Origin of the sequence: Polyangium spumosum (genome assembly GCF_009649845.1) — a bacterium.
Lineage (GTDB): Bacteria > Myxococcota_A > Polyangia > Polyangiales > Polyangiaceae > Polyangium > Polyangium spumosum.
In genome coordinates this window covers 562470-587690 of sequence record NZ_WJIE01000001.1, presented here as the reverse complement: position 1 = coordinate 587690, position 25221 = coordinate 562470, and the positions used below count along the sequence as shown (strand labels likewise).

Sequence of the window (25221 nt, the reverse complement as noted above, 5' to 3'; positions counted from 1 at the left end):
GCCCGGGGATCTCCGCCCATGCAGCTTTGGACCGCGATCGCACTCGCCCTCGGTGTCGTCCTCGTCGGAGCCGCCGGTTTTCAGCTCGCGCGGCCGAAGGCCCTGCCCGCGGGGGGCAAAGGGGGAGGCAAAAGGGACGACGCGCCCGAACCCAGGCGCGAATCCCGCACGAGCAAGCCCGCGCCGGAGCGCGCGAGCAAGCCTGCGTCGGAGCGCACGAGCAAGCCCGCGCCGGAGCGAACGTCCTCGGACAAACTGCTCCCGAAGATCGCCGAGCCGAACGAGGACGAGGACGACAGCGAGCTCACGGTCATCACGTTGAGCCCGAAGATGCCGAGCCTCGCGAAGATCTCCGGCGACGACGATCGCGACGACGAGGAGCACCCGGACGCGCCGGCGAAGGCCATCGTCGTGGACGACGACGCGGCCGCGGACGAGCCGACGCGCGCCTCGCCCTTCATCCTCGTGAGCGCCGCGGGGCAGACGGACAAGGGGCAGAAGCGCAAGAACAACGAGGACAGCTACGTCGTCGTCGACGAGCACGGCCTCTTCGTGGTGGCCGACGGCATGGGCGGATATGCGGGCGGCGAGATCGCCAGCGCGCTCACGGTCGAGGTGATCGAGAAGGCGTTCAAGACGCAGACCTTCGAGGGGCCGGCCTACGACAACGTGCCGCGGCGCGGCAGCGAGCTCGCGCGTAGCATCCAGATGGCGAACAAGGCGGTCTTCGAGAAGGCCGGCGCGGATCCCATGCTGAAGGGCATGGGCACGACGGTGGTGGCGGCGCGCTTCTCACTGAACAAACAGCGCCTCTACCTCGGGCACGTGGGTGACAGCCGCTGCTACCGCCTGCGCGAAGGCAAGCTCGAGCAGATCACGACCGATCACACGATGGCCGCGCTTGGATTCACCGGCCCTGCTTTTGCACATCGGCTCAACCGCGCCGTGGGCACGCAGCCATCCGTGGAGATCGATCTCATCATCGGCCGACCGCGCCCGGACGACGCCTACCTGCTCTGCTCCGACGGGCTTTCGAAGATGGTGCCCGACGAGGAGCTGCGGCAAATCCTGGTCGAGACCAAGCACCCGCAGCAGGCGATCGACAAGCTCATCGCCCGCGCCAACGAGAAGGGCGGGCATGACAACATCACGGCGATCCTCGTCTGCGTGAAGTCCCCGGCCGAGTACATTCGATCGCTGCGTGAAGCCTCGACGTCCACCGAGCCGAGCTGAGACCCTCGCCCCGCGACTCGCGATCGCCGCGCTCGGCGCGCTCGTGATCGGCGTGATGTCGCTCGTGGCCTTTGGGGATCTCGCGTCACCCGCGATCAAGGGCGCGGCCCATCTGCCGCCGATGCCCTCGATCAAACCCCCCGAGCCCGCCGCCGCGCCGGAGGCGCCTCCGCCGCAGGGCGAGCGCGCCGACACGAAGCTCGACCGCGCGGGCTACACGCTCGTCTCCGCGGGCGCGCTCTTCGTGCCGCCTTCGTTCTCGTCGGCCGATGGCACGTTCGATCTGCTCATTCATTTCCACGGCAACGCCGAGCTCGTCGCGAAGAGCGTGGCCGAGGCGAAGCTCTCCGCGCTCGTGCTCGTGGTGAACATCGGCCTCGGCTCGGGCGTGTACGACACGCGGTATACACCCGCGGGAATGCTCGATTACGAGATCGGGCGGGTCGTGGACGCGGCCGCCGCGCGGGGCCTCCGTGGTCCGCGCCTCGGGCGGCTCGCGCTCGGCGCGTGGAGCGCGGGCTACGGCGCGGTCGTGCGCCTGCTCGCGCACGAGGAGCAGATGGCGCGTGTCTCGGCGGTGCTGCTCTGCGACGCGCCGCATTCGAACCTCCTCAGCATGCAGAGCCGCGAGGTCGACATGGATCGTATCGCGCCGTTCCTGCACTTCGCGAAGAAGGCCGCGGCCGGGGAAAAACTCTTCGTGCTCACGCACTCGGAGATCGGCGCGTACAGCTACGCGACCACGACGGAGACCTCGGACGCGCTCCTCCGCGCGATCGGGCTCGAGCGGTCCCGCGCGATCGGCTGGCCCGGCCGTCCGAGCTTCCCCCTCGCGCGATCCGTCATGACGACCGAGGCCTGGCTCGAGCAACGCAGCGAGGCGCGGCAGGGCGACCTCCACATCGCGGGGTATCGCGGGTTCAAGGAGGACGATCACATCGCGCACCTCGCGCAGATGTCGCAGACCGTCCTGCCGGCGCTCGTCGAATACTGGAAGCGCCGCTGATCAACCCTCGTCGCGTAGCGCCGCCTCGGCCGCGTTCCTGCCGCAGGCGCCGTGTACACCCGCGCCGGGGTGCGTGTACGACGAGCCGAGGTAGAGCGCGCGGATCGGCGTGCGATAGCGGTAGTACGGGAACATCGGCCGGAAGAAGAGCTGGTGCTGGATCTGCGCCGAGCCGCCGCCGAGGTCTCCGCCGATGAGGTTCTCGTTCATCGCCTCGAGATCCTTCGGCGTGACGATCACGCGCGCGAGGATGCGCTCCTTGAAGCCCGGCGCGAGGCTCTCGATACGCGCCTCGATACGATCGGCGAACGACTGCTTCACCTTCTCCCAGCCGCCGGGCGCGACCGAAGGCACACGCGAGTAGGCCCAGAGCGTGTGTTTCCCCGCGGGCGCGCGTGTCGGATCCGCGAGCGTCTGCTGTCCGATGACGAGGTACGGATCCCGGGGCAACGCGCCGCGCCGCACCTCGGCCGTGAAGCGCGCGAGATCGTCGAGATCGTCGCCCGTGTGTACGACGGCCGCGCGCGTGGCGTCCTCGCACGACCACGGCACGGGGCCCGAGAGCGCCCAGTCCATCTTGAACGTGCCGAAGCCGTGCTTGAAGTTGCGCATCGACTCCGCGACGGGCGTGGGCACGACGCCCGGGTCGAGCAGGCGCAGGTAAAGCGCGGGCGCGGAGGTGTCCGCGATGATCGCGCGATCGGCCGCGATCTCCTCGCCCTGTTCGGTCACGACGGCCGCGGCGCGGCCCTCGCGCACCACGATTCGCGCCACGCGCGTGCCCGTCCGCACGACGCCGCCGAGGTCGCCGAGCCGCTTCAACAACGCCCGCGTGATCGACGCCGCGCCGCCCTCCGGGATGGCGAAGCCGCCGCTCGACGCGAGCATCGCCAGCATGAAGCCCACGATCGCGCCGAAGGGATCGTCCGGGCCGACGTCCGTGTGCAACGCGAGCGCGGGCACGATGCGGCGCGCTGCCTCGGTGCGGAACGTCCGCTCCGCGAAGCCGCGCCCGCTCGACGCGGCCACGGCCGCGAGCCGCAGCAGGTTCGCCGGCCCGAACCGCGCCATCGGGCCCAGGGCGGGCAGGGTCGACAGGAGCGCGTCGAGCAGTTGATCCCGCGTCCCTGCGTGCCATCGCGCGAGCTTCTCCCAGGCGGGCCCGTCTTCGCCGAGGTTCTGCTTGCTCGCCTCGAGGTCGCGCCCGATCGCCGCGCACGTGCCGTCCTTGGCGGGGTGTGCGCTGTCGAGCGGCGCGTGTCGCCACACGAGCCCGGCGCCTTCCAGGTCGAGCGGGCGCAGGGCGGGGCTCGTCGGTCCGAACGGGAAAAACGCCGCGCCGACGTCGTGGTGGAAGCCGGGCAGGCTGCTCTCTTCGGTCCAGACGGCGCCGCCGGGCCGGGCTTGCGCTTCGAGCACGAGCACCGACCAGCCGGCCTGGGCGAGGTAATTGGCCGCCACGAGGCCGTTCGGACCAGCGCCGATCACGATGGCGTCGGGGGTCATCATGGAGACGGGTGTAGCACGGTGAGCACCCGCGCGATCGTACCGTCGTTGGCCCTTTCGGCGGGGGCACGGGCGCGACTACCCTCGACGAACGATGAGCCAAGGCCCGCTCGACCCTTACGCGCCGTCCGTCGCGCCCGCCCGCGTCTCGCCGCCCGCCGAGGACGCTGTGATACGTCGCGGGCAGTGGACCGCGTGGGTGATCACGTGGCTCTCGTACGCGACGTATTACCTCGGCCGCATGGGCATCAGCGTCGCGAAGGCGCCGATCATGGAGAGCCTCGGCAAGGACGTCCTGCGCCACGTCGAGACGGCGTACCTCGCGGCGTACATGGTCGGCCAGTACGTGAACGGCTTCCTCGGTGATCGCGTGGGCGCGCGGTGGCTCGTGGGCGCGGGGATGCTGGTCTCGGCGGGCGCGTGTTTCGTGTTCGGCGCGTCGAGTATCGGCGGCGCGTTCCTCGTCGCATTCGTGGTGAACGGCCTCGCGCAATCGTCGGGCTGGCCGGGCAACGTGAAGGCGATGGCCGAATGGACGACGCCGCAGAACCGCGGCCGCGTCATGGGCGTGTGGGCGACGTGTTATCAGGTCGGCGGCATCGTCGCGACCTGGTTCGCCACGTTCATGCTGAGCGTCTACGGCTGGCGCGCGAGCTTCTGGGGGCCGGCGATCGTGGTCGCGCTCGTCGGCGTGCTCGTGCTTCTCTTTCTGAAGCCGGGGCCGGGCGCGGAGGCACAAGCGGCAGAGCTCGCGGCGGCGGGCGCGGATGCGTCGGCGATCGAGGCCGAGCGGCGAGAGGAGCGGCGCCGCGTGCTCCGGAGCCCGACGGTATGGTTTTACGGAGCCTCTTATTTCGGGATGAAGCTCATCCGCTACAGCCTGCTCTTCTGGCTCGCATTTTATCTGAAGACGGTGCTCCATTATTCACCGGAGACCGCGGGATACATGTCGAGCTCGTTCGCGGTCGGCGGCGTCGTCGGCACGATGGGGATGGGCGCACTCTCGGATCGATATCGCGACGTCTCCCGATCGATCTTCGCGGCGGCGTGGCTCGTGCTGCTCGCCGGCGCGATCTTCCTTTATGCGCGTATCGGCGCGAGCGGGATGGTGACGAACTTCCTCGTCATGGCCCTCGTCGGCGCCCTGCTCTTCGGCCCAGACGCGCTCATCAGCGGCGCCGCCGCGCAGGACGCAGGCGGCAAATACGCAGCCGCGACCGCGGCAGGCGTCGTGAATGGAATCGGCTCGATAGGCGCAATCCTGCAGGAGTACGTCACGCGCGGCGTGAGCGAGCGTTACGGATGGGACAAGCTCTTTTACGTCTTCGTCGCGCTCGCGGTGTTCTCGGCGGTCTGCCTGGTCCCGACCTTCCGCCCGCGGAAGGCGTGACGCGAGAGGCGCGCGGACGACTGGAAAAGGGCGAGCCCCCTCGGGTATCCTCGGGCCCTGGAGGTTCCCATGAAATCCTTCTCTTCGCTTCTCGGCCCTGCTTTGGGCGCGCTCGGCGCGGCTGCCGTCCTCCTCTCGCCCGGCGAGGCGCGCGCGGACGGCGAGCATTGGGTCTCGCCCGGGCTCATGCTCTCGGTGAGCTTCGGCGACAAGACGAACTTCGGCCTCGGGCTCGACGCCCGTTATGCCTACGTGCTCCGTTATCAGAGCGTCGGCGTCGGCGCGTTCGCGCAGGCCTCCTGGCTCAACTTCTCCTCCGCGGGCCGCTTCGCTGCGGGCCTGCACGGCGGCGGCGACCTCTCGCGCGCCTTGTTCGGCCTGCAAGGCGAGGTCGGCTGGACCTATCGCACGGCCCTCGGCGAAGAGCACCCGGGTGGCCACGGGGTGCACCTCGGCCTCGGCGGTATCGGCATGAGTATCATCGACCTGGTCTTTCGCGGCACGATCCCTCTCCCCGGCGAGCCCTCGAAGCCCGAATTCACGATCGCCGCGGGCGCCCATTTCCCGCCCATGTACGGCATGGGGAGCCTCATCATCGAAGGGCGCCCCCTGCGCGTCGGCGGCCGATACATCCTGCCCGGCGTCGCGCGCAAACCCCGCCGCGGGGGCGCGCGCCCGGTGAGGCTCGACGACACGACCCGCCTGGCCCTCGCCTCCGCATGGCGAGACGACGCGCGCGGCGAATGCGCCTCGATCCCGTCCTTCCTCGCGCTTTCCCGGGACCTCGCGGCCGCAGGCGCGCCACGTGACCTCGTGCAAAGGGCCCTCGCAGCGGCGGCCGACGAGGCGCGGCACACGCGGGCTTGTGCCGCCATTGCGGGGGATCTCGCCTCGATGTCCCTCGTGCCCGAGCTCCTGCCCGCGCCGCCCCCCTCCGGTCTCGATCGAACGCGGGAGCTCTCACGTCTCTGCGTGGAGTCGTGGGAAGACGGCTGCCTCGGCGAAGGCGCCGCCGCCGAGCGCGCGCAACGTCGCGCGACGGGGGCGAAGGAAGAGGGCATGGGCGCAGCGCTCTCGATGATCGCAAAGGACGAGGCGCAGCACGCGGAGCTCGGATGGCGAATCGTGCAATGGTGCCTGTCCGAGGGAGGCCAGCCCGTGCGCGAGGCCCTGGGCGAGGCCGTGGCGGCGTCACCAGAGGGGCCCGCGCGAGAGGACCTGCCAGAGGCGGAGCCTCGCGCGTGGCGAGCACACGGGCGGCTCGGGCGGGTCGATATCGAGGCGTCGTGGGAGAAGAACCTGCAAATGGCGCGGACGACGGCGGATCGGATGCTCTCGGCCCGCGGCTGACGCGGGGCGCGGGAGATCAGGCGCGGCGCGCGGAGACAGCCTGGAGGAAGGCCCGCGCGTCGGCCTCGGTCTCGACGAAGACGAATCGAGGATGACTCGGGCGAAGCACACGCATGGCGTGGCTGAGCATCATGAGGATCGCGCGAACCTGAAAAGAAGCCCCATACGTGACGACAGCGGCGACACGCTCGACGGGCAGGTTTTTCACGAGCGCCTCGCGAGCCTCGCGTGTAGGCACCCCGGTCTGCCGAGCATCCCGCAGGATGTAAACGCGGACGCGAGGCGGGAAGCCGTCAATCACGTCGAGCAGGGCCATCACGTGCTCGACCGTGATGTCACCACGAATCTGCGTGCGAAGCACGTCAGGCGGCTCGATCCAGACGCGATGCGGGCCAATGTCCCGCGCGTCGTCGTCGGCCATGGATCCCATGACGGAGGACTGTATCCGGAGCGTGAAGGCGCGGCTACAGGGATGGGCGTCGATACGCTGCGCGTGCGCGGCGCACCCGGCAAAACGGACGACGCGGCGCGCGCGCGGCGGCGAGGCGTCCGTCAGGGCTGACGGGTGGGTCGGCGGGGCGGAGCGAGGCGTCCGTCAGGGCTGACGGGTGGATCGTGTGGTGTCGTGGATCACGTGTTCAGATCTGACGGGTGGATCATCGGGGGTGCACGATGCGTCCGTCAGGTCTGACGGGTGGATCGTGTGGTGTCGTGGATCACGTGTTCAGGTCTGACGGGTGGATCGTCGGGGGTGTGCGGGGCGTCCGTCAGGTCTGACGGGTGGATGTTTGTGGGTGTGTGGGGTGGGCTTCAGGCGTTGGGGGGCGCCGAGCCGTCGTCGTCTTCGTCGTCTTCATCGGCGACGGCCGTGCCGGCTCGGTTGAGCTCGGGATACAGGCTGTCGATGAAGGCCTGGGAGAAATGGGTACGCAGCCGGCCGTCGATCTGATCGAGCGTCTCGCGCAGGTCGAAGATTGCCTTGTTCACGGCCGACTTGAGGGGATGGCGTTGCTCTTCGAGCTGGTCGGCGGCCTTGTTGAAGGTGCGCAGGAGGTTCGCGGCTTGATCGAGGGCATCGGCGAGCGGGCCCGTGCCGGGGATCTTGGCGGGGAGGGATCGAAGCGCGCTCGCGGCGCGTTCGGCGTGCTCGACGGTCTTTTCGTGCCCGGCGCGGAGGACACGCGAGAGGGGCGTCTTGGCGAGAATGGCGCCGAACCCGCCGGGGAGAATGGCGTCAATCTCCTTGCGATGCGGGCGCATGGCGCCGTCGGCGGTTCGCTGGGCGTCGTCGCAGAGGAAATTGGCGACGCGCTGGCGCGCGCGAATGTCGAGGTGGGCGCGCTCGACGAACGCGCGATACGGAAAGACGGCTGCTTCGAGCGCCTCGACCCGCGGCTTCAGGATGGTGGCCTCGTCCGCGAGGGCATTCTTCTGGTCGCCGGTGAGGCCCGTATTGACCTCGAGATGCGCGACCATCGTCCGGTGAATCTCGCTGCTCCAGCGGTGATGGCGGCTACCGGAGGCGGCGCGGCTGAGTTTTCGCATGGGGTGGGAGGGTACGGAAGAAGGGGCGGGGAGGGCAAGGGGAAATACGGGCGATCGATGAGCGTCAGACGTCGAGGCGGCGCGAGAGCTCGTCCCGCGCGTCGGCCAGGGAGGGGACGTGGGTGGCTTCGTCGGGGTCGGGGGGCGTCCAGGCGGCGAGGGCGAGCTTGGGGGTGTACACGCCGTCCTTGATCTTGCGGGCGACGTCCCGGCCGAGGGGTTCGTCGCTCTTGTAGCGCTGGAGCTCGCTCACGGGGCGATGGCCGCAGAGCCAGGCGATCCAGGTCTCGATGCTATACGTCGGCACGAGGATGGCGACCGGATCGGACGCCGCCACCGGCGGACGGTTCGCGCTCTTCAACCGACGCGTGAGCTCGCTTCGCCGCCGCAGAACGCCCTCCTTGTCGCCATCGATCACGACGAGCAGCCCAACATTTTCGTCGTGTCGCGCGCTCCGCCATCGGTCGACGATGTTCACGTATTCTTTCAATACGTATTCCTTTGCGTCATCGATGCCTTTCGGCGGAGCATCGATGAAGAGATATTTCTCTCCGATTCTGTATCGATCTGCCAGACGCAGCACGAAGTTCATGTGCAGCTCGTCCTCACAAAGGACGTGTAGCCTAAAGCGCTGGCTCTTCTTCATACTCGTCCTCGTAGACCCAGGGTAGTGACACCCATTCGGAGACCTTCAGACCTCCCGTAGTTTTCAGCGTCACCTCCTCGGCGACGGTAGGACCGCCGTTCGGCCTTCGGAATCGAATGGTGCTGGCTGGAGCGATGTAGTCGATGACCAGGGGATGGTGTGAAATCATGATGGCCTGTCCACCGTGATCGTCGAGCGTCTTTCGCACGCGGGCGAGCCATGGCTGCATTTCGTGGGGCGAAAGACCCATCTCGGGCTCGTCGAACACCGTGAGCGCCGCCTGATCGAGCGCGCCGAGCAGGAAGCCGTAAAGCAAGACCAGGGTTCGTTGACCATCGGAGAGCTCCCTGATGGAGAGCTTGTACTCGGCACCTTGCGCACGGAATCTCAGCATGACCTCCCGGACCTCGCTGCTCATGCGCTCGAACGTGATGTCCTGGAGTCCGGGCATCGACGAATTCAAAGCGGAGAAGAGATCGTCGAGAAGCCCCCTGCGCTCGAGATTCATCCCTCGAAACCACGAGGTGAAGTTCGTCCCGTCTCTCTCCAGCCAATATGCCTCGTTCACCGTCGTCGGTTCGAGCCGTTGCGGAGCCGGGACGAGGAGCCACATGCGGGCGATGGCTTCACGGAAGGCGATCGTACGTCGGTTGTCGTGACGTCGCTCCATGTCCGGCAGGAATGAACGCTTGCGGTTGAACGGGAAGCTCGTCCGCGGCTCGTCCGATGCATCGTCACCGTGAAGGTGAACCTCACCATCGAGGTTCTCGTAGAGGACCTTCCCTCCGCTCTCGAGGCGCTCGCGGCGAATCGAGGCCAGGCGTCGCTCGGTGTTGTGGACGATTTCGAGCTCGTACCGGTAGCTTTCATTGTCGACCTCGACGTCGAGGCCGAACCGCTGGACCGGATCGTCCTTCCGCCACCGCGTGAGCGTCCTCGTGGGAAAGGCGGTCGTGACGTCCCTGCTTCGGATGATTACATCCTGAAGCCCTGCCAGGACCTCCCACAGGCTCGTCTTTCCCGAGCCGTTGCTCCCGACGAGTACACCCAGCCGCGGCAACTCCAGCTCGAAAGCGACGAAGCAGTTGTAGTTGTGGACGCTGATCCGCTTCAACATGATCGCCCGGCCCCCCTCGCTTCGCTCTACCCCACGAGCAACGCGCTCGCCATGTTCCGATTCGACGCAATCGCCTGCCCGTCCCGCGACGCCACCAGCAGCCCCACGTCCACGATCTCCGGGAACTTCGCGATCCCCCGCTGCGCCGCCCGCGCCGCCGGGATCCCCTCTTCCAGCCAGTCGTAGACCGTCTTCGCCAGAAACCGCCGCACGATCTCCTCGCCCACGCCCGTCGCGGCCACCGCGCCCGCCGGGCCCGCGTAGACGCCGCAGCCCATCAGCGGCGAGTCGCCCACGCGGCCCTTCAGCATGTACACCGTCCCGCCCGTCGACGCCGTCGCCGCGAACCTCCCCTGGCTGTCCCGCACGACCGCGCCCACCGTGTCCTGGTAGGGCGACGGATCGCCGAAGTTCCAGAGCTTCTTCCAGTTGATCGATTGCCACGGCGCCGCGTCCGCCGCGTAATCACCGTCGCCCTCGCCGCGGAGCTCCGCCATCGCGCGCGCGTATTTCTCCCGCGCCTTGTCCGTGATCGGGTCGTATTCGGGGAACGCGTGCGCGCGCGCGAACAACGTGGCGCCGTCCCCCACGAGCAGCAAATGCGGCGTCTCCGCCACCTTCGCCGCCACGAGGATGGGGTTCTTCACGTGCTGGATGCAGGCGACCGCGCCGAACCTCGCGTCGCTCGTCATCACCGACGCGTCCATTTCGATGGTCTTGCCATCGAAGCGCAGGTTCGAGCCCGTCCCCGCATTGAAACGCACGTCGTCCTCGAGCATCACCGTCGCGGCGAGCGCCGCCGCGAGCGCGTCGCCTCCGCGCTCGAGCACGCCGCGCGCCGACTCCGCGGCCTTCACGCAGCCGTCCGAATGGGCGTGCGGCGAGGCCGCGCCCCCGTGCGTCAAGATGGCGTATTTCACTTCAATCCTCGTGCGGAAGGGGAGGCAGGTGCGACGTGCGCTCCTTGCCCCAGTAGATGACCTGCTTCCAGCAGGCCGTGACGTCGTCCGCGAACACGACGACGAGATCCCCCGGCCGCGCCATCGCGAGCGCCGCGTCCACGGCCTCCTTCTCGTCGAGCTTCTTCAGGATCTGCTCCTCGGTCCTGCCCGCCTCGCGCGCGCCCTCCGCGAGCAGCGACGCGATCTCGCCCGGCTTGCGCCCACGGCGCGACGCGTCCTCCTTCGCGATGATCACGTCGAACGCCTTCGCCGCCTCGCGGCCGATCGCGCGGATGTCGTCGTCGCGCCGATCGCCCGCGGCCATGAGCACGCCGATCGAGCGCTCGCGTCGCAGGCCGAGGACGAGCTCGGCCATCTTCGACATCGCCGCCGCGTTGTGCCCGTAGTCGACGATCACGCGGAACGGGTGCTCGTCGAAGACGTTGCAGCGGCCCGGCGCCTGGAAGAACGAGGTCGTGAAGGTGCGCAGGCCCTGGCGGATGTGCTCGAGCGAGACGCCCATCGAGAAGGCGATCGCCGCGGCCGCGAGCGCGTTCTCGACGTTGAACTTCGCCTTGCCCTCGAACGTCGCCGGGACGAGGTGCGTCCACGTCACCGGGACGTGCCGGTCGCCGTCGTAGATCGTGATCATGTCGCCGTTGACGCCCTGCTCGAGCACGGCCGCGCGTCCACCCGCGCGCACGTGCTCGCGGACGGTCTCGTTCGAGGGCGAACGCGAGAACCACATGACGCGGCCACCCGCCTTGTCCGCCATCTCGCGCACGAGCGGGTCGTCGGCGTTGAGCACGCTCGTGCCGCCGTCGCGGACGACCTCGACGATGAGGCGCTTCACGAAGGCGAGGTCCTCGACCGTGTCGACGCCCGCGAGGCCGAGGTGATCGGCCGAGACGTTGAGCACGGCGCCGACGTCACAACGATCCCAGCCGAGGCCTTCCCGGAGGATGCCGCCACGCGCGGTCTCGAGCACCGCGGCCTCGACGGTCGGATCCGTGAGCACGACACGCGCGCTCCACGGGCCCGTCATGTCGCCCTTCAGGATGCGCTCGCCGTCGATGTAGATGCCGTCCGTCGTCGTGAGGCCCGTGCGCTTGCCGCTCATCTTGAGGATGTGCGCGACCATGCGGCTCGTCGTGGTCTTGCCGTTCGTGCCGGTGATCGCCGCGAGCGGGATACGCGCAGGCGCGTTGTTCGGGAAGAGCATGTCGAGCACGGGCGACGCGACGTTGCGCGGCGTGCCCACGGTCGGCGAGACGTGCATGCGGAAGCCAGGCGCGGCGTTGACCTCGACGATGACGCCGCCGTGCTCGCGGCAGCTCTTCGAGATGTCGGAGCAGATCAGATCGATGCCCGCGACGTCGAGGCCAACGACCTTCGCGGCGCGCACGGCGATGTCGATGTTGTCCGGGTGGATCACGTCGGTGCGATCGATCGCGGTGCCACCCGTGGAGAGGTTGCCCGTCGAGCGGAGCGCGAAGACCTGGTCCGCAGGCAGCACCGTCTCCAGCGTGACGCCGGCGAGGTTCATGAGGCGCTTGGCCTGATCGTCGATCTCGATCCGCGTGAGGACCTTTTCGTGACCGACGCCGCGGCGCGGGTCGCTGTTCACCTGATCGACGAGCTCTTTGATCGTGCTCTTGCCGTCGCCGACGACGTGGCCAGGGACGCGCTCGGAGACGGCGACGACCTCGCCGTTCACCACGAGCACGCGATGATCCTGGCCGGTCTGGAAGGTCTCGACGAGGACGTAACTCGAGAGGTCGTACGCCTTGGTCCACGCCTCGCGCACGGCCTCGGGCGTCATGAGGTTCAGCGCGACGCCGCGGCCATGCGAGAGGTCCATCGGCTTGACGACGACGGGGTAGCCGATGCGCTCGGCGAGCTCGACGGCCTCGTCGGCCGAGTAGGCGCGCTCCTGCCGCGGCACGGGCAAACCCGCGCGCTCGAGCAGCGAGTTGGTGAGCGCCTTGTCCTGCGCGATCTCGACGGCGATGTGCCGCGTCTCGCTGGTGACCGTGGCCTGGATGCGCTTCTGGTGCGTGCCCCAGCCGAACTGCACGAGGCTGTGCTTGTTGAGGCGCATCGTCGGGATGCCGCGGCGCTTGGCCTCGTCGACGAGGCTACGCGTGGACGGGCCGAGGGCCATACGCTCCGCGAGGCGCGCGAGGTCCTCGATCTCGGCCTTCAGATCGGCGATCGGCGGCAGGTGATCGGGGAAGGTCTCGGGCAGGAGGCCCTGCAAGTACCGCAACGCGAGCTCTCCCGCGCGCCTGCCGACCGACTCCTCTTCAAAACTGTAGACGACGTGGTAGACGCCCTCGCGGTAGGCCGTGCGCGTCTTGCCGTACGTGACGGGTGTGCCCGCGAGGCACTGGAACTCGAGCGCCATGTGCTCGGTGATGTGGCCGAACCAGGTGCCGTCCTGCAGCCTGCGGATGAAGCCGCCGGGCTCGCCGTAGGAGCAGCCGTGCTCGTGCAACGTGGGGACGTCGGCGAGCAGTTTGTCGACGAAGCCGGGGATCTTGTCGCTCGGGTACTGCTCGAGCTCCTCGAGGTCGAGGGTCAGGCGAATGACGGGGCGGTAGCCGTAGAGGTTGGGGCCGCGGTAGACGCGTGTTTCGAGGAGCTTCACGTTGCCTCTTTGCTGCGGGATGGCCACGAGGGCAGGCGGCCGTCGATGTCGTAGCCGCAGCCCTGCGTGAGGACGTGGACGGACAAACCGAGGAGCGCGGCCGATGCGTTGCGCGGGACCTCGTGGATGTCGGTGTGCTGGATCTTCGAGCCGTCGATGACGGTGACGGTGCCGCGGCCGATGACGTCCATCTTCTTGTCGGAGCGCAGGACGATCGCGGTGTCCTCGTCGATGCCGACGCCGATGAGGAAGGGGTTCATCGCGACGGCGGAGAAGAGGCGGCCGATGCGGTGGCGCTGCGCGAAGTGCTGGTCGATGACGAGCTTGCGCGTGAGGCCGAGGCCGGGGGCGAGCATGACGAGCTCGCGGCGCGGCGCGTAGCCCTTCCTGCCCTGCGCGATCATGTGATCACAGAGGACACTCGCGCCCGCGGAGGTGCCGGCGACGACGCAGCCGCTCCGGTGCGCGCGGCGGATGGTGCGCGCGAGCTCGGTGCCGCCGAGCATGGTCACGATGCGGCCTTGATCGCCGCCCGTGAAGAAGACGCCGGTCATCTCGCGGATGAGCGCGAGGGTGCGTGGATCGTCGCCGTCGGCGCGGCTCTCGATACGCACGACGTGTACGTCGGCGCCGAGCTCGCGGAAGATCGCCTCGTACGTCCCCGCGAGCTCGGTGGGGATGCTGGAGGCCGTGGGGAAGACGGCGATCCGGGCGTGCTTGGGGCCGCCGGCGTGACGGACGACTTCACGCAGGACGCTACGCGTGCCGACCTTGTCCTCCGCCCCGCCGATGGCGATGAGCGGGCCGCGGTGGAGATGGCGGTCTTTCCCGTGCGCGCCGTGCGCGCTCCCTTCGTGCTCGTCGTGGGCCAAAGCGCGCCACGGTTATCACGGTTCCGGTTTTTCGCAGAGGGGGATTCACGGACGATCACGCCCGCTTGTTCGCCCTCCCGCCGGAAAAGTGATAGAGGCGGCCGCGGAGGAAAGACCGTGGCCAAGAACGACGCCCCCAAGACCGCCATCAGCCCGACCCGCGCCGAGGACTACGCCGAGTGGTACCAGCAGGTCGTGCGCGCCGCCGATCTCGCGGAGAGCTCGCCCGTGCGCGGCTGCATGGTGATCAAGCCGTGGGGCTACGCGCTCTGGGAGAACATCCAGCGAGAGCTCGACCGGATGTTCAAGGCGACGGGCCACAAGAACGCGTACTTCCCGCTGTTCATCCCGAAGTCGTTCCTCGAGAAGGAGGCCGAGCACGTCGAGGGGTTCGCGAAGGAGTGCGCGATCGTGACGCACCACCGCCTCGTCGCCGGGCCCGAGGGCGGGCTCGTGCCGGATCCCGAGGCGAAGCTCGAGGAGCCGCTCATCGTGCGGCCGACGTCGGAGACGATCATCGGCGCGGCGTTCGCGAGCTGGGTGCAGAGCTACCGGGACCTGCCGCTGCTCATCAACCAGTGGGCGAACGTGGTGCGCTGGGAGCTTCGTACGAGGCTCTTCCTGCGGACGGCGGAGTTCCTCTGGCAGGAGGGGCACACGGCGCACGCGACCGAGGAGGAGGCGCGCGCCGAGACGATGCAGATGCTCGACGTGTACGCGACGTTCGCCGAGGACTTCATGGCGATGCCCGTGATCAAGGGGCCGAAGACGGCGAGCGAGCGGTTCCCCGGCGCGGTCGACACGTACGCGATCGAGGCGATGATGCAGGATCGCAAGGCGCTGCAGGCAGGGACGTCGCACTTCCTCGGGCAGAATTTCGCCAAGGCGAGCGGGATCAAGTTCCAGACGGCGAAGGAGACGGAGGAGTACGCGTGGACGACGTCGTGGGGCGTGTCGACGCGGCTCATCGGTGGTCTCTTGATGACGCACGCGGATGACGACGGGCTCGTCCTGCCGCCGCGGCTCGCGCCCGCGCACGTGATCATCCTGCCCGTGCTGCGCGGGGACGACACGAAGGCGAAGGTGATGGAGTACGTCGACGCGGTCGCGGCGGAGCTCCGGAGCGCGAGTTACGGAGGCCGGCCGATCGAGGTCGAGGTCGACAAGCGCGACATCCGCGGCGGCGACAAGCAGTGGGAGTGGATCAAGAAGGGCGCGCCGATCCGCGTCGAGATCGGCCCGCGTGACGTCGACGGGAACGTGATGATGGTGGCGCGGCGAGATCGCTCGCCGAAGGACAAGGTGAGCGTCACGCGGGGCGAGATCGTCTCGCACATCGTCGGCACGCTCTCCGACATCCAGAGCGGCCTGCTCGCGAAGGCGAAGCAGCACCGCGCCGCGAACACGAAGCGCATCGACGACATGAAGGACTTCGAGAAGTTCTTCACGGCGAAGAACGAGGACAAACCGGAGATCCACGGCGGCTTCGCGCTCGCGCACTGGTCGGGCGAGCCGGAGGTCGAGGCGCACCTGAAGGACAAGTTCAAGGTGACGATCCGCAACATCCCGCTCTCGGGGATCGACGGGGTCGCCGACGCGAAGGAGCTCCAGGAAGAGGGGCGCTGCATCGTGTCGGGCAAGCCGAGCCGGCAGCGCGTGGTGTTCGCGAAGTCGTACTGAGGTCGGGCAGGCCCTGATAGACTGGGGCGGCCATGTCTCAACTCGATGACGTCGTGGAGCGTGTCCGGGTCGACGCGGACGCGATCTATGCGTTCGTTCTCTCGCGTCGGGGCGAGCTCGTCACGAAGGGGGGGCCGCGGGAGATCCCCGAGGGGGCGCGGAAGACGCTCGCGTCGGCGGCGGACGTCGTCGCGGGCACCGATCGTGTCGTCCTGGTCCGGCTCGCGCACGGCGAGCTCGTGTCGCGAGCTGGATCGTTGCCGCTCGACTGTCACGTCGGGGTCGCGGCGAACCGGGCGGTGCTTTGCCTGGTCGTGCGGGGCGGCGTGGAGGCGCGGCGGGTGACGAACGCGCTGCGGATCGGGCTGCGGGCGATCGAGCCGATGATCAACCGGGCGGCGGAGAAGGCCGCGCAGGCAGGTGGGATCACGGCGCCCACGTCGAGCAAGCGGTCGCGGCGGGGTCGGGACACGTCGCCGGAGATCAGCGTGGAGCCTGCGCGCAGGCTCGGGTCGGAGACGATGGACGCGGTCGAGAAGGAGATCCAGTCCGGGCCGCACGTGCCCGTGCCGCACATCCCGCGCGACGTCCTGCGCACGACGTTGCCGTACAAGAGCAGCAAGCCGAAGCGCTGAGTCGCGCGTTACGCTGCCTTCGCCACGCGCTTCGGCCGGCTCCAGATGCCCATCGCGACGATCGCCGCGGTGGTGAGGTACCAGGGGATGTCGCCGATCGCGCTGTAGAGTGTCCACGCGCGCATGAAGCGGCCGTCGCCGATGATGGTCTCTTCCTTGAAGGTGCCGCCGTGGACGACGACGCGGCCGGTGGCATCGACGATCGCGCTGACGCCGCTGTTCGTGGCGCGCACGAGGAAGCGGCGGTGCTCGACGGCGCGTAGCTTCGCGAGGGCGAGGTGGATCCAGGGCTCGGTGGAGTCGCCGAACCAGGCGTCGTTCGTGAGGTTCACGAGCAGGTCGGGGTCGCCGTGTTTCACGAGCTTCTGCACGAACGAGGGCAGGATGTCCTCGTAGCAGATGAGCGCGCCGATCTTGTGTTCGCCCCAGGGGAGCGAGTCGAGCGACGTGCCCGGCGTGAAGCGGCCCGAGTTCGGCGACCACTTGTAGAGGACGGGGAAGACGTCGCCGAAGGGCAGGTACTCGCCGAAGGCGAGCAGGTACTGCTTGTCGTAGCGGCCGAGGATCTTGCCGTCCTCGTCGGCCATGAGCGCCGTGTTGAAGTACGTCATGCGGCCGCCCCGCTCGGCCGGCGGCGTGCGCAGGACCGAGCCCACGATCGTGGGGATGCCGAGCTGCTTCGTGAGGCCCCGCTGGATCTCTTCCTTGTAGGTCGCCTCGGTGACGGCGCGCGGGGAGGGGACGGCGCCCTCGCTCCACACGACGAGGTCGACCTCCTTGGACTTCGCGAGCTCCTTCGTGCGGCCGACGTAGACGTGATACGCGTTCTTCCGAACGAAGAGGTCCATGTTCCCCTGCACGATGCCGATCCGCACCTTCTTCGCCTCGGCCATCACCTGGCCGATCGTACGGACCCGCAGGAACCCGTAGCCGGCCGCGAGCAGCGGCACGGCGATGCCGATCGCGACGATGCGGTTGTCGGCCTTCTCGCGCCTGCGCCAGGCGAGGAGGATCTCGGCGAGGGCGAGGTTCGCGCAGACGAGCACGAGGCCGACGAGGATCGGGCCGCCGAGATCGGCGACCTGCATCAGCACGGGCGCGTTGTGCACCGAGGCGCCGTAGTACCAGGGGAAGAGCAGCGGGAAGACGAGCTCGCTCGCGGCGAAGGCGAGGGCGAAGACGAGCGGCGCGGGCCAGCCGCGCGCCTCGGCGCGGCCGTAGAGCCAGCCGGCGAGCGCGATGCGGCCGCCCTGGTAGGCGCAGAGGATCGCCATGAAGAGGATACACAGCGGCGTCGGGAAGCCGCTGAAGACCTTCAACATGTCGAGCAGCCAGTAGAAGCCGGTCATCGTCATGGTGAAGCCGGCCATCCACCCGAGGCCCGCGGCGCGGCGCACGGGCTGGCCACGCAGCGCCACGATGAGCGGCACGAGCGCGACGAGCGAGAGCGGCCAGATGTCCATGCCCGGGAAGCCGAGGAAGTAGAGCAGGCCGCTCAACGTCGCGAGCCCGTAGGCCTGCCGCGCCGGGAGCGCACCCACGGGGCTCCACGCCTTCTCCTTGGCCTCGACCTTGGGCTTCGCCTTCGCCTTGGTCTGCGCGGGCGCGGCTTCACCCGCGGCCTCGCTTTCGGGCGCCTTCGCCTCGTCGGCCGCGGCGCTCGCTGCGACCTCTTCCACGCTCGGATCCTGCGTCGCCTCCCCGTCAGACATGGTCACCTGGTCCGCTTGATGATGTGGAAGCCTTGCGGCGTCTCGACGATGTCCGAGGTCTTGCCGACCTCCATCGCGAAGGTCGCGTCCGCGAACGCCGGCGGCATCGCGTTGCGTTCGAAGTTGCCGAGCGCGCCGTTCGCGGCCTTCGAGATCTCGTCGTCGGTGTACTTCGCGACGAGCTCCTCGAAGGTTGCCTTGCCGTCCTTCACCTGCTTGAGCACCTCCTCGGCGCGCTTCTTCGCGTCTTCCTTGGAGCGCGTCACCGTCTTCGGCGCGCGCTCGGCGCCCTTCCAGGTGATGAGGATGTGCGCGGCGCCCGCGATCTGACGCTCGGCCGTGGGCGCGGGCGCGGGCGTCTCGGCCGCGGAGGGCGCCGCCGAAGCCGCGGGGGGCGCCGCCGAGGTGCTGGGCTGCGCGCTCTGGCTCGGATCGGAGCCTGCGTTGCAGCAGCCGGTTGCCACGAGGGGGACGATGATGTTCGCGAGGAGACGCAGGCGCATGGCGGGCACGTATTGCCGACGTCCGGCCGGCCGTCAACCTGCGCGTTTGCTGCGAAAGCTCGTCCGGCTCGGGGTACGATGGCCCCGAGAATGCCCCGAATCCTGCACATCGAGGACGATCCCGCGAACCGCCTGCTCGTGCGCAAGCTGCTCCAGAAGGCAGGCCACGAGGTGATCGACGCTGCCGACGGGCTCGAGGGCGTCCGGCTGGCGGTCAGCGGCCTGCCGCCCGACCTCATCCTCGTCGACCTCAACATCCCCGGGCTCGACGGCTTCGAGGTGACCTTGCGCCTGCGCGCCGAGCCGCGGCTCGGGGGCGTGCCGATCGTGGCGATCACGGCCGAGGGCGACCGCGAGACGAGCCTCGCGGTCGGCTGCGATGGCTTCTTGCAGAAGCCCATCGACGCTCGCTCGTTCCCGACCGTGATCGAGCGATACATCCAGCAGGGAACGCGCGAGAACATGCCCGTCTCGGCCGGCGCCGCGCGCCTGCGCCAGCAGAGCCAGCGCATCGTGCAGCACCTCGAGGAGAAGGTGGCCGAGCTCAGCCGCGCGAACACGCGCCTGCGTGAGCTCGATGCCGCGCGGACCGAGTTCTACCGGAACATCTCGCACGAGCTCGCCACGCCGATGACGCCGATCGTCGGGTACGTAAAGCTCCTGCTCGACGAGGAGCTCGGGCCGCTCACGCGCGCGCAAGGCAAGGCGCTGCGGGCGATGGACGACTGCGTGCGGCGGCTGCGCTCGCTCATGGACAACCTGCTCGACGTGACGGGGCTCGAGACGGGGCGCATGCGCTTCATCCACGTCGACTACGACTTCCTCGACACGACGCGGCGGGCGGTCGCGCAGGTCGCGGACAACCTCGCCGAGGCGCGGATCAACTTCGTCGAGGATCTCCCGCGGGGCCCGCTGCCCGGCTGGGGCGACGCGGGGCGGCTGCAACGCGCGATGGTGCACTTGCTCGAGAACGCCGCGAAGTTCACCCCGTCCGGCGGCACCGTGGGCGTACGCGTGGCGCGCCTCGCCTCGGGGCACTACGAGCTCTGCGTGGCCGACACGGGGCCGGGCATCCCGCCCGATCAGCAGCAACGTATCTTCGACCCGTTCTACCAGGTCGACGGATCGGTCACGCGCGAGCACGGCGGCGTGGGCGTGGGGCTCGCGATCGCGCGGCGCACGGCGCGTGGGCTCGGCGGCGAGCTGCGGCTCGTCTCGCCGTGCAACGAGATCATCGAGAGCGTGCGGCTCGGCGGCGCGGCGTTTTTCCTGACCGTCGCGCAACGCGCGCCGGGCGAGCTGCTGTCGCCGGACGCGGAGAAGGAGCGGTGAGGGTCGTCTACCTCGACTGGAACGCGACGACGCCGCCGCACCCGGACGTCGTCGCCGCGATGGTCGAGGCGGCGACGAGCGCGTGGGGCAACCCGGCGAGCGTGCACGGGCCGGGGCGGCGAGCGCGGTCGCGGGTCGAGGACGCGCGCGAGGCGGTCGCCGCGCTCGTGGGGTTCGATCCACGCGACGTCGTGCTCACCTCGGGCGGGACCGAGGCGAACAACCTCGCGCTCCACCATGCCTTCGCCGCGGCGCCGGCGACGCCCGCGCAGCCTGCGCTCGTCGTGAGCCGCATCGAGCACCCGAGCGTGCTGCGGTACGCCGAGCACCTCGCCACGCGGGGCGTGCTCGTTTCGTGGGTGGATCCCGAGCCCTCGGGGCGGATCACGCCCGAGGCGGTGGCGGCGGCGATGGACGGGGCCGCTTCGGCCGGCGCCTCGGTGCGGCTCGTGGCGCTGCAGGCGGTGAACCACGAGACGGGCGTGATCCAGCCCGTAGCGGCCGTCGCGGCGCTTTGCCGTTCGCGGGGGGCGCTGCTCCACGTCGACGTGGTGCAGGCCGTGGGCAAGCTGCCGCGTGAGGCCTTCGAAGGCGCGGATCTCGTCAGCGTGGCCGCGCACAAGATCCGGGGGCCGAAGGGCATCGGCGCGTTGCTCACGGCGCCGTCGGTGCGCCTCGCGCGGCTCCTGTACGGCGGTTCGCAGGAGCGCGGGCTCAGGCCGGGGACGCAGGATCCGGTGGCGGCGGCGGGCTTCGCCGTCGCGGCCGAGCGGGCGCGACGAACACCTGCACGGTACGCCGAGCTCGCGCCGCTGCGGGACCGGCTGGAGGCCGAGCTCGTCCGGCTGGGTCGTGAGCTCGGGCGCGAGGTCGTGCGCAACGGCGAGGCCGATCGCGCGCCACACGTGACGAACCTCTCGTTCCCTGGCTGGCGGGGCGAGGAGCTCTGCGCGGCGCTCGACCTCGAGCGTGTGGCCGTCTCCAGCGGGTCGGCTTGTAGCGCGGGCACGGCCGAGCCTTCGCCGGTGCTCGCGGCGATGGTGGGCGAGGCGCGTGCGCTCGCGGCGGTGCGGATCTCGCTGGGCGAGGAGACGACCGCCGACGACGTCGACGAGGCCCTCGCGCGGTTCGCCCGTGTCCTCGGACGCACCCGCCCCAAGCCCTGAACGTTCGTCCTGCCGACCGGCTCACGCTCGGGTGCGCCGCGCGCGTTCGTCCATCCAAACCCGATGTTGGCGACCTCTCTTCGAGCCGGTTCCCGGGAGAACCGGATCGATATCGCGCGCTTGGCGGCCGGCCGGTCTTCCTTCGTGTATCGCCTGAACTATCTCGACGAAATGCGAGGAGTTTCTCCGGGCGGCATGTCCAAGTATGCGAATTTGATCAACAATTCGGCGATCTTCCGGCGCGCGAGGGTCATTCGCTTGAAACGAACGCGCGAGGCCTTTTCCTGGCCGCTCGTTCAGTTGAATCCGGTGGTGAAGTGGCGCCTTGAAGGTTACTCGTTAAGTACTCGGAAGTAGGCTTCTATTTCTGAGCACGTGTCCTGGTACACGCATCGCTCCGCGGCGGCACCATAAGGGCCCACGCCCGGCGCGTGGACAGGCCCGTCCCCGTGCCGCCAGCCATGGAGGCGGGCGGTGGGGTCGGCTCGGAGCGGCAGCGGGAGAAACGGGTGAAGCGTGTGCGCGGCCGCGATCGCCGTGGGCACCAGGATGGCGAGCAGCATGGCAAGTCGCGCGCGCGGGGCCAAATCCTGGGCGGATCGGGCGCACGCAACGACGAGGATCAAAGCCGAAGGCGCATACCAGTTCGGCTCGGGGGGCACGGCGCGGGCGAGGGCCGAGGCGGCGACGAGGGCCGTCATCGAGAACACGACCGCCCGATCGGCAAGCGGCGAGGCGCGGAGGGCGCGGGCGCCGTGGAAGAGCGTCCACGGGGTCCAGAGCAGCGCCTGGGCGACGGCCGCCGCGACGAGGGCCCCGAGGGCGCCGAGGAGCGTGAACGCGGGCGCCTGCTGGGCATAGGCATGCCGGAGCTGGAAGGCGAGGCTCGGGGCGAGCAGCGGCGCAGCGAGGGCGAGGGGAGCAAGCGCGAGGAGGCGCTCGGGGAGGCGACGCCCGCGGGCGAGCAGCACGACGAGCGGAAAGAGCGGCAGGAGCACCACCTTGGCGAGGGCGCCCGCGGCCCCTGCGAGCCCCAAGGCGAGCGCAACGGCGAGCCTGCGTGGGGAGGACGCGGCGGCCGCATCGGGCGCCGGGTCGGCCCAGAGGAGCGCCAGCACGAGGGCGAGCAGGGCCGGCCCGTCCGGGGTCGCGACGAAGCCACCCGCGACCGGGAGCAGGGCGAAGCTCGACAGGAAGGCCACGAGGTTCCTCCCCGCGGCGCCGGCCCCACGGCGTCGCGCGAGGGCCACGGTGGCGACGGAGAGGCCGAAGGAAAAGGCGAGCGGGACGAGCCGGACGTGTAACTCGAGCGGCAAGGCCGCGAGCCGGTCGACGAGCCGAAGCAGGAGCGGGATCAGCGGCGGATGGTCGACGAGCGGCGGGAGCAGGCCCGGCGCGCGCGCCGCCGCGAGGTAGTAGGCCTCGTCGGGGGAGAGATCCGTCCCGAGCGCGAGCGCGAGCCGCAGCGGCACGGCGGCGAGGACGATGAGCATCCACGCCGGAGGGGACGCTCTCAGGCGGGCACCTGCCGCTGGCGGAGGACCTCGTAGAGCGCGAGCGCGCCCGCGACCGAGGCGTTGAGCGAGCCGATCGGCCCTGCCATCGGCAGACGCGCGATGTGCTGGCAGGCGCGGAGCACGGCCTTGCGGGCGCCCTTGTCCTCGGCGCCGATCACGATCGCCACGGGCCCGCGTAGATCGATCCCGCCGAGCGTCGTCGGCCCCTGCGCGTCGAGCGCGATCACCGCGACGCCACGATCCGCGAGGGATCGCAGGGCCTCCGGCAAGGACGAGACGCGGCAGAGCGTGGCGTGCTCGATCGCGCCCGCCGACGCGCGGAACGTCGCCGGCGAGAGCGGCGCGGAGCTGTGCTCGGGCCAGACGATCCCCGTGGCCCCGAGCGCGACGGCGCTGCGCACGATCGCCCCGAAGTTCTGCGGATCCATGATGCCGTCGAGCACGACGACGATGGAGGTGGGCTCGATCGGGAGGGCGTCCACGCGGAGGATCCGCAGATCCGGCGCGACGGCGAGCACGCCCTGGTGCCTGCCGCCGCCGGTGCGACGATCGAGCTCGGCGCGCGGCGCCGTCTCGACGCGGACGCCGCGACCCTCGGCGAAGCGCCCGACGGCCTGGATCTTGGGGTTACTGCCTTGCTCGACGACCACGCGTTCGAGGGCGTCGCCGTGCACGCGCACGGCTTCGCGGACGGGCTGGAGTCCGTAAACGAGTCGACTCATGTGTGTCGCGCGGCGAGCGCGCCCTCGATCTCGGCGACGATGGCTCGCGCGGCGGCGAGCGGATCCTTCGCGTCGCGGATCGGCCGCCCGACCACGAGCAGATCCGCTCCCGCTGCGATCGCCTGCGCCGGCGTCGTGATTCTTTTCTGATCCCCCGCGTCGCTGCCTGCCGGTCGGATCCCCGGCGTGACGAGCAGCGCCTCGGGGCCGAGCGCGCTCCTGAGGTTCGCCGCCTCCGACGCGGACGCGACGAACCCTCGCACACCCGCGTCCCACGCGAGCCGCGCGACCCGCTCGGCTTGCTCTGCGGGCGACGTCGACAAACCCAGCGAGGCGAGATCCGCGCCGTCGAGCGAGGTCAACACGGTCACCGCGAGGATCGTGAGCGGCGAGCTCGCGCGTGCGGCCTCGCTGGCTGCGCGCTCGAGCATCACGCGGCCGCCGTGCGCGTGCACGGTCAAGTACCGGACGCCGAGCGAAGCGGCGCTCTGCACGGCGCGGCCCACGGTCTCCGGGATGTCGTGCAGCTTCAGGTCGAGGAAGACCTCGCGGCCGAGATCGTGGCACGCCGCGATCGCGGCCGGCCCTTCGCGCACGAAGAGCTCGAGCCCCACCTTGAGGACGCCGACCGACGGCGCGACGACACGCGCGCCGGCGCGCGCCTCTTCGAGCGAGCCGTAGTCGAGCGGGAAGACGAGCCGCCTCGTCGCTTCGTTCATCGGGGGTGTGTCGAGGTCATCGAGGGGGGGAAGGGGGCCATCGGACGGGAGGTCCGGGGCCGTCTCGGGGGCCTTGGGCTTCATGCGTCTGCATCGAAGGGATGCAAACGGCGGCCCGCGTAGGGTGCGTGTCGTCGCGGGCCGCTCGGCTGGATCAGAGGCAGGAGCAGAGCGGATCGCCGGGGGCGCAGTTGCAGGGCTTGGCCGCGCCGCCGCCGCCCGCGGGGCGAGGACCACCGCCGCCGCCGGCCTTCTTCGCTGCGTCCTGCTTCGCCTTCTCTTCGTCGAGCTGCTTCTGCAGGGCGAGGCGCGTCGCCTCGTCCTTCGCGCTCGTGAGCTGGCTGAGCAGGCTGTCGATTTTCGCCTGCGACTCCTTGGCCTGCTGCTCGATCTTCTTCTTCTCTTCTTCCAGTTGCCGGGTCTGCTCGGCAGCCGCAAGGCGCTCTTGCTCGGCCTTCTGGCTCTGGTCGACGATGAAGTACGTCGCTGCGCCGCCGATCACGACGACCGCCGCGACCACGCCGTACAGCGTCTTGCGCAGCTTCTTCTTCGACTCGTCGTGCTGCAGCTCGGCGAGCTTGCGCTCGTGCTGCTGCTGGGCGTTCATCGCCTCGAGGCGCGCCCTCTGCTCGGCCTCGACGCGGGCCTTCTCGACCTCGGCTTGACGGATCGCCTCGAGGCGCGCGGCTTCCTCGCGAGCCTTGCGCTCCTCCATGGCCCTGCGCTCTTCCTCGGCCCGGATGCGCGCTTCTTCTTCCTCGCGCTTCCGGCGCTCCTCGTCGAGCCGGGCTCGTTCTGCGGCGGCCGCTGCGGCGGCCTTCGCATCCTCCTCCTGCTTGATACGGTCCTCCTCGAGGTTCATGAGCTCCTTGAGGGAGAACAGGACCGAGCTTTCCTTCTGTTCGGACATGCGTCGTGGCTCCTTCGAAAGCAGCGCGCTCGCCGTTCGCCCCGGGGGAGGACCGCCGTGCTTCTGCAG

At 69.8% G+C, this 25221-nt stretch carries 22 protein-coding genes; 8 read left to right on the top strand and 14 right to left on the bottom strand.

What is annotated here, in order from left to right; all coding sequences use genetic code 11:
* The first annotated feature begins 18 nt into the window (after nucleotides 1-18).
* Nucleotides 19-1233: a PP2C family protein-serine/threonine phosphatase gene (locus tag GF068_RS02515; protein ID WP_240806575.1), complete on the top strand. Its 1215-nt coding sequence runs from the start codon at nucleotides 19-21 to the stop codon at nucleotides 1231-1233.
* Complete coding sequence (locus GF068_RS02510; RefSeq protein WP_153817677.1) at nucleotides 1202-2239, top strand: hypothetical protein; 1038 nt, start codon at nucleotides 1202-1204, stop codon at nucleotides 2237-2239. Before GF068_RS02515 ends, GF068_RS02510 begins: the two co-directional genes overlap by 32 nt.
* On the opposite strand, the gene GF068_RS02505 is transcribed toward GF068_RS02510, so the two are convergent.
* On the bottom strand, nucleotides 2240-3748 hold the full coding sequence (locus GF068_RS02505; RefSeq protein ID WP_153817676.1) for a phytoene desaturase family protein: 1509 nt from the start codon (nucleotides 3746-3748) through the stop codon (nucleotides 2240-2242).
* Between the two features lie 91 nt (nucleotides 3749-3839).
* Between GF068_RS02505 and GF068_RS02500 the strand changes: the two genes are divergently transcribed.
* Nucleotides 3840-5135: an MFS transporter gene (locus GF068_RS02500; protein ID WP_153817675.1), complete on the top strand. Its 1296-nt coding sequence runs from the start codon at nucleotides 3840-3842 to the stop codon at nucleotides 5133-5135.
* Nucleotides 5136-5204: 69 nt separating this feature from the next.
* On the top strand, nucleotides 5205-6485 hold the full coding sequence (locus tag GF068_RS02495) for a hypothetical protein (RefSeq protein ID WP_153817674.1): 1281 nt from the start codon (nucleotides 5205-5207) through the stop codon (nucleotides 6483-6485).
* 16 nt (nucleotides 6486-6501) lie between these two features.
* On the opposite strand, the gene GF068_RS02490 is transcribed toward GF068_RS02495, so the two are convergent.
* From GF068_RS02490 to GF068_RS02460, 7 genes are all read right to left on the bottom strand, one after another.
* Nucleotides 6502-6915 (bottom strand): hypothetical protein, encoded by a 414-nt coding sequence (locus GF068_RS02490; RefSeq protein WP_153817673.1) that lies wholly within the window; start codon nucleotides 6913-6915, stop codon nucleotides 6502-6504.
* Between the two features lie 380 nt (nucleotides 6916-7295).
* The gene (locus GF068_RS02485) at nucleotides 7296-8030 is read right to left on the bottom strand and encodes a hypothetical protein (protein WP_153817672.1); all 735 of its coding nucleotides are present in this window, start codon (nucleotides 8028-8030) and stop codon (nucleotides 7296-7298) included.
* Between the two features lie 64 nt (nucleotides 8031-8094).
* Nucleotides 8095-8676 carry a hypothetical protein gene (locus GF068_RS02480; RefSeq protein ID WP_153817671.1) on the bottom strand — a complete coding sequence of 194 codons (582 nt, stop codon included), beginning with the start codon at nucleotides 8674-8676 and terminating at the stop codon, nucleotides 8095-8097.
* The gene (locus GF068_RS02475; RefSeq protein ID WP_153817670.1) at nucleotides 8654-9793 is read right to left on the bottom strand and encodes an AAA family ATPase; all 1140 of its coding nucleotides are present in this window, start codon (nucleotides 9791-9793) and stop codon (nucleotides 8654-8656) included. Before GF068_RS02475 ends, GF068_RS02480 begins: the two co-directional genes overlap by 23 nt.
* 26 nt (nucleotides 9794-9819) lie before the next feature.
* Complete coding sequence (locus tag GF068_RS02470; protein ID WP_338046175.1) at nucleotides 9820-10713, bottom strand: isoaspartyl peptidase/L-asparaginase; 894 nt, start codon at nucleotides 10711-10713, stop codon at nucleotides 9820-9822.
* 1 nt (nucleotide 10714) lies between these two features.
* A complete protein-coding gene (cphA, locus tag GF068_RS02465; RefSeq protein WP_338046174.1) occupies nucleotides 10715-13384 on the bottom strand; it encodes a cyanophycin synthetase in 2670 nt (889 codons plus the stop codon).
* Nucleotides 13381-14256 (bottom strand): cyanophycinase, encoded by an 876-nt coding sequence (locus GF068_RS02460; protein ID WP_153817668.1) that lies wholly within the window; start codon nucleotides 14254-14256, stop codon nucleotides 13381-13383. Before GF068_RS02460 ends, cphA begins: the two co-directional genes overlap by 4 nt.
* A gap of 117 nt (nucleotides 14257-14373) precedes the next feature.
* Between GF068_RS02460 and proS the strand changes: the two genes are divergently transcribed.
* Complete coding sequence (proS, locus tag GF068_RS02455) at nucleotides 14374-15936, top strand: proline--tRNA ligase (protein ID WP_338046173.1); 1563 nt, start codon at nucleotides 14374-14376, stop codon at nucleotides 15934-15936.
* Between the two features lie 32 nt (nucleotides 15937-15968).
* Entirely contained in the window at nucleotides 15969-16571 is a 603-nt protein-coding gene (locus tag GF068_RS02450) for a hypothetical protein (protein WP_153817666.1), read from the top strand.
* 8 nt (nucleotides 16572-16579) lie between these two features.
* Here GF068_RS02450 and lnt read toward each other — a convergent pair whose 3' ends face one another.
* Both lnt and GF068_RS02440 read right to left on the bottom strand, forming a co-directional pair.
* On the bottom strand, nucleotides 16580-18283 hold the full coding sequence (gene lnt / locus GF068_RS02445) for an apolipoprotein N-acyltransferase (protein ID WP_206079381.1): 1704 nt from the start codon (nucleotides 18281-18283) through the stop codon (nucleotides 16580-16582).
* Between the two features lie 2 nt (nucleotides 18284-18285).
* Nucleotides 18286-18786 (bottom strand): peptidylprolyl isomerase, encoded by a 501-nt coding sequence (locus tag GF068_RS02440; protein WP_153817665.1) that lies wholly within the window; start codon nucleotides 18784-18786, stop codon nucleotides 18286-18288.
* Between the two features lie 90 nt (nucleotides 18787-18876).
* Here GF068_RS02440 and GF068_RS02435 point away from each other — a divergent pair, with 90 nt between their 5' ends.
* Together GF068_RS02435 and GF068_RS02430 are read left to right on the top strand one after the other, a co-directional pair.
* Nucleotides 18877-20118: a hybrid sensor histidine kinase/response regulator gene (locus GF068_RS02435; protein WP_153817664.1), complete on the top strand. Its 1242-nt coding sequence runs from the start codon at nucleotides 18877-18879 to the stop codon at nucleotides 20116-20118.
* Nucleotides 20115-21284, top strand: a complete 1170-nt coding sequence (locus tag GF068_RS02430) for a cysteine desulfurase family protein (RefSeq protein WP_338046172.1) — start codon at nucleotides 20115-20117, stop codon at nucleotides 21282-21284. Before GF068_RS02435 ends, GF068_RS02430 begins: the two co-directional genes overlap by 4 nt.
* Before the next feature lie 332 nt (nucleotides 21285-21616).
* On the opposite strand, the gene GF068_RS02425 is transcribed toward GF068_RS02430, so the two are convergent.
* The 4 genes from GF068_RS02425 to GF068_RS02410 all read right to left on the bottom strand — a co-directional run bounded on the left by GF068_RS02425 (nucleotide 21617) and on the right by GF068_RS02410 (nucleotide 25152).
* Entirely contained in the window at nucleotides 21617-22777 is a 1161-nt protein-coding gene (locus GF068_RS02425) for a hypothetical protein (RefSeq protein WP_153817663.1), read from the bottom strand.
* A gap of 20 nt (nucleotides 22778-22797) precedes the next feature.
* Nucleotides 22798-23523 carry a 23S rRNA (guanosine(2251)-2'-O)-methyltransferase RlmB gene (gene rlmB, locus GF068_RS02420; protein WP_153817662.1) on the bottom strand — a complete coding sequence of 242 codons (726 nt, stop codon included), beginning with the start codon at nucleotides 23521-23523 and terminating at the stop codon, nucleotides 22798-22800.
* The gene (gene pyrF / locus GF068_RS02415) at nucleotides 23520-24242 is read right to left on the bottom strand and encodes an orotidine-5'-phosphate decarboxylase (protein WP_153817661.1); all 723 of its coding nucleotides are present in this window, start codon (nucleotides 24240-24242) and stop codon (nucleotides 23520-23522) included. Before pyrF ends, rlmB begins: the two co-directional genes overlap by 4 nt.
* Nucleotides 24243-24396: 154 nt before the next feature.
* Nucleotides 24397-25152 (bottom strand): hypothetical protein, encoded by a 756-nt coding sequence (locus GF068_RS02410; RefSeq protein ID WP_153817660.1) that lies wholly within the window; start codon nucleotides 25150-25152, stop codon nucleotides 24397-24399.
* Nucleotides 25153-25221 lie beyond the last annotated feature (69 nt).